The 14,771-nt window shown below is 67.3% G+C and carries 13 protein-coding genes and 2 tRNA genes; 13 read left to right on the plus strand and 2 right to left on the minus strand.

The annotated features are described in order from the left end of the window. Positions 1-27: 27 nt before the first annotated feature. The 10 genes from lexA (at position 28) to ICG51_RS12500 (ending at position 7,183) form a co-directional block, all read left to right on the plus strand. Positions 28-663, plus strand: a complete 636-nt coding sequence (lexA, locus tag ICG51_RS12455) for a transcriptional repressor LexA (protein ID WP_190280662.1) — start codon at positions 28-30, stop codon at positions 661-663. A gap of 150 nt (positions 664-813) precedes the next feature. Continuing rightward, positions 814-1,845, plus strand: a complete 1,032-nt coding sequence (gene recA, locus ICG51_RS12460) for a recombinase RecA (protein ID WP_190280663.1) — start codon at positions 814-816, stop codon at positions 1,843-1,845. After that, positions 1,842-2,342 carry a regulatory protein RecX gene (locus ICG51_RS12465; protein WP_190280664.1) on the plus strand — a complete coding sequence of 167 codons (501 nt, stop codon included), beginning with the start codon at positions 1,842-1,844 and terminating at the stop codon, positions 2,340-2,342. The genes recA and ICG51_RS12465 overlap by 4 nt, the downstream gene beginning before the upstream one ends. A 107-nt stretch (positions 2,343-2,449) precedes the next feature. Then, a complete protein-coding gene (gene alaS, locus ICG51_RS12470) occupies positions 2,450-5,101 on the plus strand; it encodes an alanine--tRNA ligase (protein ID WP_190280665.1) in 2,652 nt (883 codons plus the stop codon). 124 nt (positions 5,102-5,225) lie between these two features. Further along, entirely contained in the window at positions 5,226-5,420 is a 195-nt protein-coding gene (csrA, locus tag ICG51_RS12475; RefSeq protein ID WP_190280666.1) for a carbon storage regulator CsrA, read from the plus strand. A gap of 55 nt (positions 5,421-5,475) precedes the next feature. After that, positions 5,476-5,568, plus strand: a tRNA-Ser gene (locus tag ICG51_RS12480). An 84-nt stretch (positions 5,569-5,652) separates the two neighbouring features. Then, positions 5,653-5,729 (plus strand) — tRNA-Arg (locus tag ICG51_RS12485). A 343-nt stretch (positions 5,730-6,072) separates the two neighbouring features. Then, the gene (locus ICG51_RS12490) at positions 6,073-6,381 is read left to right on the plus strand and encodes an XRE family transcriptional regulator (RefSeq protein ID WP_190280667.1); all 309 of its coding nucleotides are present in this window, start codon (positions 6,073-6,075) and stop codon (positions 6,379-6,381) included. 46 nt (positions 6,382-6,427) lie between these two features. Continuing rightward, positions 6,428-6,691, plus strand: a complete 264-nt coding sequence (locus ICG51_RS12495; protein WP_190280668.1) for a DUF1778 domain-containing protein — start codon at positions 6,428-6,430, stop codon at positions 6,689-6,691. Between the two features lie 3 nt (positions 6,692-6,694). After that, on the plus strand, positions 6,695-7,183 hold the full coding sequence (locus tag ICG51_RS12500; protein ID WP_190280669.1) for a GNAT family N-acetyltransferase: 489 nt from the start codon (positions 6,695-6,697) through the stop codon (positions 7,181-7,183). A 521-nt stretch (positions 7,184-7,704) separates the two neighbouring features. On the opposite strand, the gene ICG51_RS12505 is transcribed toward ICG51_RS12500, so the two are convergent. Next, positions 7,705-10,566, minus strand: coding sequence for a PAS domain S-box protein (locus ICG51_RS12505; protein ID WP_190280670.1), 2,862 nt, complete (start codon positions 10,564-10,566; stop codon positions 7,705-7,707). A gap of 35 nt (positions 10,567-10,601) precedes the next feature. Continuing rightward, positions 10,602-11,816, minus strand: coding sequence for an EAL domain-containing response regulator (locus ICG51_RS12510; protein WP_190280671.1), 1,215 nt, complete (start codon positions 11,814-11,816; stop codon positions 10,602-10,604). A 320-nt stretch (positions 11,817-12,136) separates the two neighbouring features. Here ICG51_RS12510 and ICG51_RS12515 point away from each other — a divergent pair, with 320 nt between their 5' ends. From ICG51_RS12515 to ICG51_RS12525, 3 genes are read left to right on the plus strand one after another with little or no spacing between them, the layout of a single operon-like run. Then, entirely contained in the window at positions 12,137-13,423 is a 1,287-nt protein-coding gene (locus ICG51_RS12515) for a DUF3696 domain-containing protein (protein ID WP_190280672.1), read from the plus strand. Continuing rightward, positions 13,420-13,947, plus strand: coding sequence for a hypothetical protein (locus ICG51_RS12520; RefSeq protein WP_190280673.1), 528 nt, complete (start codon positions 13,420-13,422; stop codon positions 13,945-13,947). The genes ICG51_RS12515 and ICG51_RS12520 overlap by 4 nt, the downstream gene beginning before the upstream one ends. 8 nt (positions 13,948-13,955) lie before the next feature. Further along, entirely contained in the window at positions 13,956-14,672 is a 717-nt protein-coding gene (locus ICG51_RS12525) for an RNA ligase family protein (protein ID WP_190280674.1), read from the plus strand. Positions 14,673-14,771: the final 99 nt, after the last annotated feature.

Here is a 14,771-nt window from a genome sequence, read left to right on the forward strand (position 1 = left end):
GGGTTGTTAGTAGTATTACTACTAACCATGAGCCTGACCGAAACCCAGCGCGCCATCCACGCATTTCTCGCCGAGCGCATCGAAGCGGACGGCTTCGCCCCCTCGCAGGCGGAGATCGCCCGTGCCTTCGGCTTCAAGGGCGTGCGCGCCGCCCAGTACCACCTGGAAGCCCTGGAAGCGGCCGGCATCGTGGAGCGCAGCCCCGGCCGCGCGCGCAGCCTGCGCCTGCTGCAGCAGCCCGGCGGCCCGCGCCAGCTCGACCTGCCCGCCAACGACGATGCCTTGCAGCTGCCGGTGTTGGGACAAGTGGCCGCTGGCGTGCCGATCGGTGCCGATATCGGCAGCGACCAGATGGTGCTGATGGACCGCGCGCTGTTTTCGCCCACGCCGGACTACCTGCTCAAGGTGCGCGGCGACTCGATGCGCGACGAAGGCATCTTCGACGGCGATCTGATCGGCGTGCACCGCACTTCCGAGGCCCGCAGCGGCCAGATCGTGATCGCCCGCATCGACGACGAGATCACGGTCAAGCTGCTTCGGATCGGGCAGGGCCGGATCCGCCTGCTGCCGCGAAATCCCGATTACGCACCGATCGAGGTGAAGCCGGGGCAGGACTTCGCCATCGAAGGCCTGTACTGCGGCCTGGTCCGCCCCAATGCGTGAAGCGCCGAGCCGGCGGCAGGGCATTCCCCGATGCCCGGCGTGCGGTGCGGATGCGATTTTCATCCTGCGGTCCGGCGCGTCGCAGTCCGTGCGACCGGCCCCGCCTAAGCTGACCCCAATCCAGAGATCACCGACTTGAGGAGCACCACGATGGACGAGAACAAGAAGCGCGCGCTTGCGGCGGCCCTGGGCCAGATCGAACGCCAGTTCGGCAAGGGCTCGGTGATGCGCATGGGCGACCGCACCGTGGAAGCGGTGGAAACCATCGGCACCGGGTCGCTGATGCTGGACATCGCGCTGGGCATCGGTGGCCTGCCCAAGGGCCGCGTGGTCGAGATCTACGGGCCGGAATCCTCGGGCAAGACCACCCTCACCCTGCAGGCCATCGCCGAGTGCCAGAAGGCCGGCGGCACCTGCGCCTTCATCGATGCCGAGCACGCGCTGGATCCGATCTACGCGCAGAAGCTGGGGGTGAACCTCGATGACCTGTACCTGTCGCAGCCGGATACCGGCGAGCAGGCGCTGGAAATCGCCGACATGCTGGTGCGCTCCAACGCCGTCGACATGGTGGTGGTGGATTCGGTGGCCGCGCTGACCCCCAAGGCCGAGATCGAAGGCGAGATGGGCGATCAGCTCCCCGGCCTGCAGGCCCGCCTGATGAGCCAGGCGCTGCGCAAGCTGACCGGCAACATCAAGCGCAGCAACACGCTGGTGATCTTCATCAACCAGCTGCGCATGAAGATCGGCGTGATGATGCCGGGCCAGAGCCCGGAAGTGACCACCGGCGGCAATGCGTTGAAGTTCTACGCCTCGGTGCGTCTGGACATCCGCCGCATCGGCAGCATCAAGAAGGGCGATGAGATCATCGGCAACCAGACCCGCATCAAGGTGGTCAAGAACAAGCTGGCCCCCCCGTTCAAGCAGGTGGTCACCGAGATCCTCTACGGCGAAGGCATCAGCCGCGAGGGCGAACTGATCGAGATGGGCGTGAATGCCAAGCTGGTGGAGAAGGCGGGTGCCTGGTACAGCTACGACGGCGAGCGCATCGGGCAGGGCAAGGAGAACGCCCGCCAGTACCTCAAGGAGAATCCCGCCGCCGCGGCGAAGCTGGAAGCCGCGCTGCGCGAGCAGTTCGTGCCGGAAGAGTCCTCGCGTGACGAGGGCGAGGCCGGCGAAGAATGACCGGGTCGGGCGGCGGCGACGACGGGGTAGCCTCGTCAGCGCCGAAGCGTCGCCGCCGCCCGGAACCCACCCCCTTGCAGCGCGCGCTGGGCCTTTTGACCCGACGCGAGCATTCCCGGCTGGAGCTGGCGCGCAAGCTCCAGCAGCGCGGGGTGGAGCGTGACCAGGCCGAGGCCGCCATCGGCAAACTGACCGAGGCGGGCTGGCAGGACGATGGCCGTTTTGCCGAATCGCTGCTGCGCAGCCGCGCCAGCAGCGGCTATGGCCCCGCCTACATCCGCGCGGAGCTGGCCACCCACGGACTGGGCAGCGAAGTCATCGCCGTCGTCATGGAGGGGTTCGAGGGCGATTGGGTCGAGAACGCCCGCGACCTGCTGCAGCGCCGCCATCCGCAGGCGCTGGCCGGCGACCGCGACGCCCGCCGCAAGGCCGCGGATTTCCTGCTGCGCAGGGGCTTCGGAATGGAGCATGTTCGCGCCGCAATGGAGGCGGAGTAGGGGGTCTCGCCTGTAAACTGGCAGCCTTGGGTTGCCAACTCGGTTTCGCGGCTGCATCTTGAGCGGTTCGCGGGCGCAGCGCTGCCCGCCACCTCCCCGATGCCCGCATGAACACGCCAGCCAAGACCACCTCCGACATCCGCCGCGACTTCCTCGATTTCTTCGCCTCCAAGGGCCACACCATCGTGCCGTCGGCGCCGCTGGTGCCGGGCAACGACCCGACCCTGCTGTTCACCAATTCCGGCATGGTGCAGTTCAAGGACGTGTTCCTGGGCGCGGAGAAGCGCAGCTACGTGCGCGCGGCGGACGTGCAGCGCTGCCTGCGCGCGGGCGGCAAGCACAACGATCTGGACTCGGTGGGCTATACCGCGCGCCACCACACCTTCTTCGAAATGCTCGGCAACTGGTCGTTCGGCGACTACTTCAAGAAGGAGGCCATCGCCTGGGCCTGGGAATTGCTGACCGAGGTCTGGAAGCTGCCGAAGGAGCGCCTGCTGGCCACCGTCTACCACACCGACGACGAGGCCTACGCGATCTGGCGCGATGACATCGGGCTGCCGGAAGACCGGATCATCCGCATCGGCGACAACAAGGGTGCGCCGTTTGCTTCCGACAATTTCTGGCAGATGGCCGACACCGGTCCCTGCGGTCCGTGCAGCGAGATCTTCTACGACCACGGCCCCAGCCATTTCGGCGGCCCGCCGGGCTCGCCCGACGAGGACGGCGACCGCTACATCGAGATCTGGAACAACGTCTTCATGCAGTTCGACCGCGCCGCGGACGGCACCCTGACGCCGCTGCCCGCGCCCTGCGTGGACACCGGTATGGGCCTGGAACGCATCACCGCGATCCTGCAGCATGTGCATTCCAACTACGAGATCGACCTGTTCCAGGCGTTGATCAAGCATGCGGCCGAGCTGACCGGCACGGCAGACCTGGAGAACAAGTCGCTGCGCGTGATCGCCGACCACATCCGTGCCTGTGCCTTCCTGATTGTCGACGGCGTGCTGCCGTCCAACGAGGGCCGCGGCTACGTGCTGCGCCGGATCATCCGCCGCGCCCTGCGCCATGGCTGGATGCTGGGCGTGCGCGAGCCGTTCTTCCACAAGCTCGTCGCCACGCTGGACGAGCTGATGGGCGAGGCCTATCCGGTGCTGCGCGAGGGCCGCGCCACCGCCGAGCGTGCGCTCAAGGCCGAGGAGGAGCGCTTCGCCGAGACGCTGGACTCCGGCATGAAGATCTTCGAGGACGTGGCCGGCCGGGTCGATGACAAGGTCATCCCCGGTGCCGACGCCTTCCGCCTGTACGACACCTACGGCTTCCCGCTCGACCTCACCCAGGACATGGCGCGCGAGCGCGGCATGTCGGTGGACGTGGCCGGCTTCGATGCCGCGATGGAGCACCAGAAGGAAACCGCCCGTGCGGCCGGTAAGTTCGGCGGTGGCGTGCAGCTGCCGGCGGATCTGGTCGCCAAGCTCGCGCCCACCGCCTTCCTCGGCTACGACGAACTTGCAGCTGGCAGCCTGCAGGTGCTGGCGCTGCTGAAGGACGGCAAGCCGGTGGAAGTGGTGGAGGCCGGTGATGACGCCATCGTCATCCTCGACCGCACGCCGTTCTACGCCGAGTCCGGCGGCCAGGTCGGCGACACCGGCGACCTCGACGGCGTCGAGAGCCGCTTCAACGTCAACGACACCCTCAAGCTGGCCGGGCAGTTCCACGGCCACGCCGGCCGGCTGCAGTTCGGCCGCCTGCGCGTGGGCGACCACGTGCGCGGCGAGATCGATGCCGGCCGCCGTGGCGCCACCATCCTCAACCACAGCGCCACCCACCTGCTGCACGCCGCCCTGCGCAACGTGCTGGGCACGCATGTGCAGCAGAAGGGCTCGCTGGTCGCGCCTGATCGCCTGCGCTTCGACTTCTCGCATTTCCAGCCGATGACCGCGGCCGAACTGGCCGAGGTCGAGCGCCGCGTGAATGCCGAAGTGCGCGCCAACCACGAGGGCGAAGTGCGCCACATGGGCATGCAGGAAGCGCTGGATTTTGGCGCGATGGCGCTGTTCGGCGAGAAGTACGGCGAGCGCGTGCGCGTGTTGCGCTTCGGCCCGACTTCGACCGAACTGTGCGGCGGTACCCACGTCGGCCGCACCGGCGACATCGGCCTGTTCAAGATCGTGTCCGAAGGCGGCGTGTCCGCAGGCGTGCGCCGCATCGAGGCGGTCACCGGGCAGGGCGCGCTGGATTTCGTGGCCGAAGAAGAGCATCGCCTGCACGAGGCCGCGCAGTTGCTGGGCGGCAATGCGGCCGACCTTTCCGGCAAGTTGCATGCGCTGCTCGACCGCCAGAAGAAGCTGGAACGCGAGGTCGAGGCACTCAAGGCCAAGGCCGCCTCCAATGCCACTGGCGACCTCGCCGGACAGGCGCAAGACGTCGGTGGCATCAAGGTGCTGGCGGCGCGGCTGGAAGGGTTCGACGCCAAGGCGCTGCGCGACGCGATGGACCGGCTCAAGCAGCAGCTGGGCGATGCGGTTGTGGTGCTGGCCGGGACCGGGGACGGCAAGGCTGCGCTGGTGGCCGGCGTCAGTGGTGCAGCACTGGGCCGGATCAAGGCCGGCGACGTGCTGGGTGAAGTCGCCAGGCAGATCAACGGCAAGGGCGGCGGTCGCCCGGACATGGCGCAGGGTGGCGGCGAAGATGGGCCGGCACTGGTTGCCGCACTGGAAGGCGTGCCGGTCCGCGTGCGCGAAACCCTCCAATCATGAGGGCGGGAGTGCATTGCGTTGGGTTGTCCAACCTGAAGCCGCGCCAGTATGATCGGGGGGACTGGATGTCTGCGCTCCCGTATGGTCGGTAACGCATGAAAGCCAGCGACAGGGGAGTTGCGCGATGTTGATCTTGACCAGACGGGTAGGCGAAACCTTGATGATCGGAGATGCGATTACCGTCACCGTGCTTGGCGTGAAGGGCAACCAGGTGCGGATCGGCATCACCGCGCCCAAGGACGTGGCCGTCCATCGGGAAGAGATCTATCAGCGGATCCAGGGTGGCGAGGACAACCGGGACGAAGAAAAGTCGTCCTGAGGTTTGCCGGAACACCTTATTGCCTGTATTCTTTCGGGCTCGCGTTTCGCCTCACGGAGACTTGCCCGAGAGGCCGAAGGGGCTCCCCTGCTAAGGGAGTATGGGGTCAAAAGCTCCATCGAGGGTTCGAATCCCTCAGTCTCCGCCACTTGCGGCGAAACGCGAAAAACCTGCGCTGACACGGAAATTTTCCGTTGACGCGCAACCAGCGGATCTGCATAATTCCGCTTCTGCGCCCGTAGCTCAGTTGGATAGAGCACCAGGCTACGAACTTGGGGGTCGGAGGTTCGAATCCTTCCGGGCGCGCCACCTAAAACGCACAAGGGTCAATGGGTCAGCGCTCATTGGCCCTTTTGCTTTTGGGGCTCCGGCCGGCCTCCGTGTCAGATCCGTGCCACATCCGTGCCACACGCATCCCCGTTCCGTGTCACCTCGTGAGAACGGGGTCATGTAGATTGGAGGTCGCGAGTCACTTGGAGGGGGGGCATGAGCAAAGCAAAAGGCGCGCAACCGCGCAATTGGTTCCTTGACCGGTCGGGATCTGGTCGATGAATCCACAGGTCGCGGCACCAGAGCGGTCGGCATCGCTATCCAATTACTTGTGGTTTATACAAGTGTTTGGATAATTGATTTCAATGACAGGGAGGTGCCGATGCGTAAGAGTGCCAAGGACGAAAACAAGATCACGACTTCCAGCGGCAATGTCTTCGCCGATCTCGGGTTTGATGAGGCCGAGGCCCAGGTGCTCGCGCTCCGTGCAGACCTGATGGCCCAGCTCGAGCAGACGCTCAAGGCACGTAAGATGACCCAGGTCGCGGCTTCCAAGGTATTGGGCGTGAGCCAAGGGCGGGTGTCCGACCTGGCCCGCGGCAAGGTCGAGAAGTTCAGTCTCGACATGCTGGTCACGTTTGCCGCCAAGCTCGGGAAGCCGGCAAAGATCGAGCTGGGTCAGGGTTCTTGACTTCGGCGCCTTGTACGGTATTATTCCGTACAACTAGGAGTTAGCCATGACCACTGCTGCCGCCCGTCTCGACCTGCGCTTGAATCCCGCCGACAAGGCGCGGATTTCCCGTGCCGCGGATCTGCGCGGCGTGCCGCTTTCGGCCTTCGTGCGCAATGCGGTCATGCGCGAGGCGGAGAGTGTCATGGCGGCGGAGTTGACCGTGACCTTGTCGGTGGAGGAGTCCAAGCGCTTTCTGAAAGCGCTCGATGCGCCCTTCCAGCCCAATGCCAAGTTGAAGAAGGCGCTCGCCCGCGTTGCACAGAGTTGACCAGTGCTATTGGTCGAACAGCTGCAGCCCAAGCGACATGATCGTGCCGGGTTCGCATGTGGCGAGCCTGTGCTGGACAACTATCTGCGCCAACAGGCGGCGCAGCACCACCGGGATGGCATCAGCACGACCCATGTCCTGGTGGAAGCGGCAGCTTCTGGTCGCATCCTCGGCTATTACACCCTGTCAGCAGCCCAGCTCCTGCTGATGGAGTTGCAGGAGCAGGATCGCAAACGCCTTCCGGGTTACCCCGTGCCCGCGATCCGCATGGGTCGCCTGGCTGTCACGGCCGCCGAGCAAGGGAAGGGGCTTGGAGACTATCTGCTGGGGCATGCGGTGGCCCGTTGCCTGAGCTTGCGGGAACAATTGGGGGTGCGTGTGCTGTTGGTCGATGCCCTGCATGAAAAGGCCGCCAAGTTCTATCGTGCCTACGGGTTCCGCGAAACGTCCGAGAACGCCACGACGCTCTATCTCCCACTGGGTACTTCGTAGTCTGATCGGGTGTCCAACTTGGCTCGCGGCAAGGTCGAGAAGTTCAGTCTAGTATGCTGGCCACGGTTGCCGCCAAACTCGGGAAGCCGGCAAAGATCGAGCTGTCTGCCTGACGGAATGACCTCCAAGCAGGGAGTGGCAGCGGGGCCGCGTGCGTACACTTGGTGGTCGCTTCCGTGCCAACGTCTGTGCCAATGCCGTGCTAAAGGGCCCCGTGACGGCGAAAAACGGCACGCTCCGGGGTCAAATGTGTTGGAGGCAAAGCCCCGTAATTTCAGTGGCTTGCCGCTTGGAGCCGATTCCGGACCCATTGGCGCCATCTGAGCCCGACCCCAAATCGCCGCCTACGAACTTGGGGGTCGGAGGTTCGAGGGCGCGCCACCTAAAACGCACAAGGGTCAATGAGTTAGCGCTCATTGGCCCTTTTGCTTTTGGGCGCTACAAGCCCCGGTGACATGTTGACCGCCAGTGCACCGTGCGGATGCCGCACCGGCGATCCAGGACACCGGTTGCGCTGTACCTCACCCAAGCTGGCGTGCACTCCCCGCATCCATCGGCCTTGGGGCGGGGATGGCGGGAAATTCATCGTGCAGCCGGGCAAGGGCCTCGCCCAGCCGGATCGCGCAGGTGTCCAGTCCGACAGGGTCCTGGCGGCGGCATGCGTCTTCGATGTCCACACAGAGGTCCGCGATCAGCGAGGCGCCCATCGCACGGGATGAGGACTTCAGCCGGTGGGCCTCGGCGGAGGCCCGTGCGTAGTCCCGTACGCGGGTTGTCGCCAGCATGTCCCCGATCGACACCGGCGCCATCCTGCAGTACTCCGACAGCAGGTCCCGGATCGCGGCTTCGTCGTCGCCGATCAGGCCTCTCAGCACGGACAGGTCGATGATGGGGCCATTGCTGGTTCGCGCGGATGGTGCCGGGGCAAGGGATGCAATGTCGGCACCGGCGTTGTCCGCCATGTGCTTCTCCAGCGCGCCTTCCAGCTGTTTCAGCCGCAGCGGTTTGGTCAGGTAATCGTCCATGCCGGCGGCGAAGGCAGCTGTGGCCTCGCCGCGCAATGCGTTCGCGGTCAACGCGATGATCGGCATCCGCCCGCCGCCCGCTTCTTCGTCGCGGATGCTGCGGGCGAGGGTGTAGCCGTCCATCAGTGGCATGTGCAGGTCGGTGATGAGCATGCCGAAGCCGCCCTTGCGCCACAGCGCCAGCGCCTCCTCGCCATTGCCCGCCACTTCGGCGGCGTACCCCAGGATCTCCAGCTGGCGCAGGATGACCTTCTGGTTGATCGCGTCATCCTCGGCCACCAGCACCAGCTGGCCTGCCGCGCGCGCCGCCGCGACGCTGGGCGGCGGGGCGGGTTTCGTCCTGGATGGGGCGGAAGGAATCCATGCCGGCCTCGTGATGGTGAAATGGCCGGTCGCGGCGGCGACCGCGCGGATCAGCGCGTCCCGCCTGAGTATGTTGCCGTCCAGCGACACGATGCCTTGCGCTTCCAGGCGCGGGGTCCTGCGGTTACCGCGGGTGATGATGACCCGGGCCTGGGTGCCGGAGCGGGCGCGGGCGTGTTCCAGCAGGCGCCCCTGCTCGGCCCGGTCGGCGATGCCCTCGATGGCGACGTGTTGCGACGGGGATGCCGACAGGAATGCATCCAGGTCCTCCACCGGGCCGATGACCTCGGCCCCGGCGGCCCGCAGGTAGTCGCCGATGTCGATGAGTTCGTCCACGTCGCCATCCGCAAGGACGCAGGTGATCCCGTCCAGCCGGAGCTCCCGGGCGTCCTCCCCGTGGCTGTCCGCGCGCGCCATCGGCAGGAACACAGAGAAGGTGGACCCGATCGACAGCCGGCTCGAGACCTTGATGCTCCCGCCCATCAGGTCGACCAGACGCTTGCAGATTGCAAGCCCGAGGCCGGTGCCGCCAAAGCGGCGGGTGGTCGAGGCTTCTCCTTGCTTGAACGGACTGAAGAGCCCGGCCATCACCTCGTCCGACATGCCGATGCCGTTGTCGGACACCGAGATCGAGTAGGAGTCCGACAGTGCGTGCATCCGCACTTCGACCCGGCCCGGCTTGTCGCTGCCGCTTGGGCTGAACTTGATGGAGTTGCCCATCAGATTCACCAGCACCTGCCGCAGCCGCGTCGGGTCGGTATGGATCCAGTCGGGAAGCGATGGATCCACGTAGAGCGAGAGCTGGGTGCCACGATGCCTGGCGACCGGCAGCAGGTTGTCGCATACCTGCTCGGCCAGTTCGCGCAGGTTGACCGGCTCGCGTTCCAGCTCCATGTGGCCGGCTTCGATCTTGGAGAAGTCCAGGATTTCGTCGATCAGGCCCAGCAGGGAAAAGGCGGATTCGCGGATGGTTTGCACCGCATCGGTCTGCGCATCGTTCAGTGCGCTGTGCGCCAGCACCTCGATCATCCCGATCACGCCATTCATCGGCGTGCGGATCTCGTGGCTCATGGCGGCAAGGAACGCGGACTTCGCGTGGTTGGCCTGTTCCGCCTCCACCCGCGCCCGGGTCAGGTCCTGGATCAGCCGCTCGCGTTCGCTCAGGTCCCGCAGGGTGCCGATGAAGAAGCGCTCCCCGTGCGCGCTGTACTGGCTGATCGACAGTTCCAGCAGCACCGCTTTCCCGCTCCTGTGGATCGCCCGCACCGAGTGCGCGACGAACGCGGGTGATGTTCCGGTGCGCGATGCCTGCAGCCGCAGGAAGCCGCGGTACCGCGTCCGATCCTCCACGGTCATCAGCATCGAGACATTGCGGCCCACGACCTCGTCGATCCGGTAGCCGAGCATCCGGCTCACCGCGGGATTCGCGCTGCGGATCGTGCCGGCCTGGTCGATCGAGATGACGCAGTCGTTGAGGTTGTCGAGGAGGGCGCGGTGCTCCTGTTCCTTTTCGTTGAGTTCGGCCAGCGCGCCCTGGTGTTGCTTCACCCGCAGCGCGAGGTCCGCGGCGAGGGCCTGGGTGCGCAACTCCGCGTCGTGCTGGCCGGTGATTTCCCTGCCCACGGCGAGGACGTGGCCGGGATTCGACGCGTCGGATCCCAGCGGACTGGTCTGCACGTCCCACCAGGCGAAGCTTCCGTCCCAGCGCCGGATGAAGGCCCGGAACCGTCCGACTTCACCGGCAAGGGACTGGTCGAGTGCGGCCTGGGCGGCATGGCGCTCATCGCTCCACAGGTCGAACCAGTTGCTGCCGACCGGATCCTGGCCAGCAGGCACGCGCAGCATCTCGCGGGCGGCGCCGGCGACCTGGGTGATCCTGCCTTCCGCATCCAGTACCACGATGCAGTCCCGGCTGGCCGCCGCGATCAGCTGCGCGGAAACCGGCGCTTCCTGCGCCGACGGGACAGGGCTCGGGTTGTCGGCGTCCGTGGTCATTGCCGCATCGCCTGCGTTGCCGCTTCGGCGACGGGTCAGGTCCCGTCCGCGGGGACGGGCGCTGCGGGTTGCGCCCACTCCGACAGCCAATGGCCGAGTTCGGCGATGGACAGGCCGGGGGCGACGAAGAACCCCTGCGCGCGCGCGCAGCCGTGCCGGGTGCAGGCTTGCCACTGTTCGAGCGACTCGATGGCCACGGCCGTGCAGCGGAGTCCGTGGTCCGCGGCCAACGTCCCCAGTGCGTTGAAAGCTTCCTGCTTGCCGGCCACCTCCACCTCATCCGCGTTGCCGGCGCCCGCTCCGATCCGGATTTTCACCTCGTCGAAGGGCGTGCCGTTGAGGGCCGCGGGATGCAGGCCGCCGCTGCCGAACCGGTCGACGGCCAGCCCGACCCCCTGCATTGCAAGCCTTGCCAGATTGGCGAGCAGGGTGGCGTCCGGGCCCGGGCCCAGATCGGCGTCCTGGATCTCGAGCCGCAGCGCGCCCGCAGGTACGCCGGCGGTGGCCAGAAGATCGGAGAGTCGATCGGGGAAGCCATCCGTGCCTGCCAGGGAGGCGGACACGTTCACGCTCACGAACGCCCCATCGACCAGTTCGCGTACTGCCGCCAGATCGGATGCCACGCGCAGCAGCACCTGCCAGTCCAGCTGCGCCATGCCATCCGCGTGTTGCAGGACGGGCAGGAACTCGGTCGGTAGCGCCAGTCGGCCGCCGGGCACCGGCAGGCGCGCCAGCGCCTCGAATCCCGCGGGCCGCCCGCTGGCGAGGTCGATGACGGGCTGGTAGAGGATTCGGGTCTGCTGCAGGGCCAGCACCTTGTGGATGCCGTCCGCGGTGATCGTGGCGCTCGGTGGGGCATCGCCGCGATAGGCCTGCAATAAGTGCGTGAGCACATCGGGAGGCACGGGTTTCTCGGCGTACGCCACCATGTTCAGCCCGTACGCCTTGCCCACCGCGAAAGCGGTCTTCAGGGTGGCGGCGCCCGCACCCGAGAGCAGCACCACGCCGCCGCGGAAACCGATGTCGGACAGGTGCCGGAGGAACTCGATGCCGTCGATTTCCGGCATGACCAGGTCGCAGAACAGCAGCCCGATGTCATGGTCCGCGTCGGCCAGCAGCTCGACGGCGGGCCTGGCCCGGTCCAGCGAAGTCACCCCGGTGAAGCCCCGGTCCTTCAGGCGCAGGTTGCGCAGCTGGATGTCCAGGAGCCGGGGGAGAAAGGGGTCGTCGTCGACGATGAGGATCTTCATGGATGCTGTCCTGACGCTGCCGAGTTGGATGCGGGGTGCAACAGCCTTGCCGGTACGACCATAACGCCGGGTGGATGAGAAGGACAGCAGATCGCGAAGGGGGCATGCTGTTCCGGGCTGTTGCAGCCGGCGGGAGGTGCCGGCGCGTGCCTGCTGCAGCCCGCCCCGTGCGGACTGGTGAACGCATTGCACAAAGTACAACGGTCAACCGGCGTTACGCTGCATGCGGTCTTCACACGCTCGGTCCGCGATTGCGGCGGACCCGATAACATCGGCGCTTCCGCCAGATCGCTGGCATCCACCGCATTCCGGGCGCTCCGATGTTCACCAGGCTTCACCTGATCCGCTTCAAGGCCTGGCAGGACACCGGCGAGCTGGCGCTCAGGCCGGTGACGCTGCTGCTGGGCACCAACTCCTCCGGTAAGTCGTCGCTGGTGCAGAGCCTGCTGCTGCTCAAGCAGACGGTGCAGTCGCCCGATCGCACGATCCACCTGGACCTCGGCGGCGACGAGGCCAGCGACCTGTTCGATTTCGGTGGCTTCGACGACGTGTTGCACCGGCAGGACGGCGCGCCGCGACGGTTTTCGCTGGCGTTCTCGTTCGCGCATCCGGGCCCGAGTCGGGTGGCTGCGGGCAGTTTCGCGTGCAGCTACGGGCGGTCCCCGGCCGGCGGTGCGGTGGTCGAGGAGATGGCGATGGCCGCTGGCGGGCGCCGGTTCCGTGCGGTCCGCCGCGAACGCGGCGCGTATTCGGTATTCGTGGATGACGAGGCTCGGCCACGGCTGAAGGGCGGCCAGTACGCGCCGGAGCGCTCCATCGCGCTGCCTGCGGATGCGATCGCCGCGCTGGACAAGGACGGCCAGCTGGCCGAGGACCTGAGCCTGGCGATCCGTCGCGAACTCGAGGGGATCCACTACCTCGGCCCGCTGCGACGCAGGCCAGAGCGCGCGTACGCGTGGAGCAGGTCGCGGCCCGGCGAGGTGGGCAGCGACGGCCGCGCCGCGATCGACGCGCTGCTGGCCAGCGTGCTGCTGCGCGGCGACGGGCAACCGGATGTGCTTGAGGGCGTCGCGCGCTGGCTGTCGCGGATGCGCCTGGCCGACCGGCTGGAGGTGCGCCAGCAGGGGCGCTCCGGCCGCTACGAACTGCTGGTCCATCGCGACGGCGTGGCCAGCAACCTGCGCGACGTCGGCATCGGCGTATCGCAGGTGCTGCCGGTGCTGGTGCTGGCGCATTTCGCCCCGGCCGGCAGCACGATCATGCTCGAGGAGCCCGAGATCCACCTGCATCCGCTGGCGCAATCGGTGCTGGCCGAGCTGTTCGTCGAGGTCAGCCAACGGCGCCAGGTGCAGTTCATCGTCGAGACCCACTCGGAGCACCTGTTCCGGCGCATGCAGACGCTGGTCGCGGCGCAGAAGGCCGGCCGCGAGGCGGTGGCGTTGTACTTCGTCGAACGCAACGGCGGTGGGGCGCAGCTGCGCGACCTGGCGCTGGACGACTATGGCCGCGTCACCGTCTGGCCGAAGGACTTCTTCGGCGATGCGCTGGGGGAAACCCGCGAGCAGGCGCGGCTGATGTTCGAGCGCCAGCAGCGGACGCCGCGATGAGGGCGCGCTACGTGGTCGATACCAACGTGCTGATCGCGGCGAGCGCGGTGGACGGGGAGCATCCCAGCGCCATCGACGCCACCCCAGGGGATCCGGCGCTGCGCAGGGTGGTGTGGGAGTGGCTGGACCGCTTCCAGCGCAGCGACGCCCGACTGGTGCTGGACGGCGCCGGCGGGATCTTCGCCGAATACCACAACAAGCTCGGCTTCAACGATTACGGCATCCAGGTGGTGCTGCACAAATGGAGCATCGCGGCGGTGGACAATGTCGCGGTCGAATATGACGGCAACGGCGAGGCCATCCTGCCGGCATCGCTCGCGCAGGTGGTGCACGACGGCGCCGACCGCAAGATGGTGGCAGCGGCGCTGGCCTCGCATGCGCAGTTCGGCGAGGGCTGCGTGGCCTTCGCCGGCGATACCGACTGGCATGATTGGGAAGACGCACTGGCCGAACACGCGGTGCTGCTCGAGCCGATCATCGAGGCCTGGTCGCGCGCCAAGCACGCGGCCAAGCAGCAGCGCTAGAGGAGCGAATGGACGATTTCTTCCGTTTTCCGCACACCCCCCACATCGCCTGGCTGGGCGAGGGCATGCCGCGCGACGACAAGGTGCTCGCGCCCGACGAGGTGCGCACCCTGTTGGAGGGCCCGGTGGTGGTGGAGGAGAAGTTGGACGGCGCCAACCTCGGGTTTTCGCTGGGGCCGGACGGCCGGCTGCGCGCACAGAACCGCGGGCAGTACCTCGAGCTGCCGCACGCCGGCCAGTTCCAGCGCCTGCCGGAATGGATGGCCGGGCACGGCGAGGCGCTGGCCGCGCTGCTGGGAACGGAGCTGATGGCGTTTGGCGAATGGTGCGCCGCGCGGCATTCGCTGGATTACCCTGCGCTGCCCGACTGGTGGCTGCTGTTCGACGTCTACGATCGCCGCCGGCAGCGCTTCTGGAGCACCGGCCGCCGCGACGGGCTGGCGCGCGAGGCCGGGCTGGTGGCGGTGCCGAGGATCGCCGAGGGCGAACACACCGTGGCGATGTTGGAGGCACGCGTGGCCGAGGGCCGCAGCCGCTTCCGCGAGGGCGTGCTGGAAGGCGTGGTGGTGCGGCGCGAGAACGAGGACTGGCTGCTCGCCCGCGGCAAGCTGGTGCGCGCCGATTTCACCCAGGCCATCGAAGGCCACTGGCGCAGCCGCAAGCTGGAGTGGAACCGGATCGACTGGCAGGCGGCCGCATCCGGGACGCGGGACCCCGCCGAATGACGCGTCCCCGGCAGGCGGCCGGGCCAGCGCGGCGATCTGGGATAATTCCACGGAATCTTGGGGGCAGGGTGCGCAGGTCGCGGGCCGCCCGCGGCGCGC

Origin of the sequence: Thermomonas sp. XSG, assembly GCF_014678725.1 — a bacterium.
Taxonomy (GTDB): Bacteria; Pseudomonadota; Gammaproteobacteria; order Xanthomonadales; family Xanthomonadaceae; genus Thermomonas.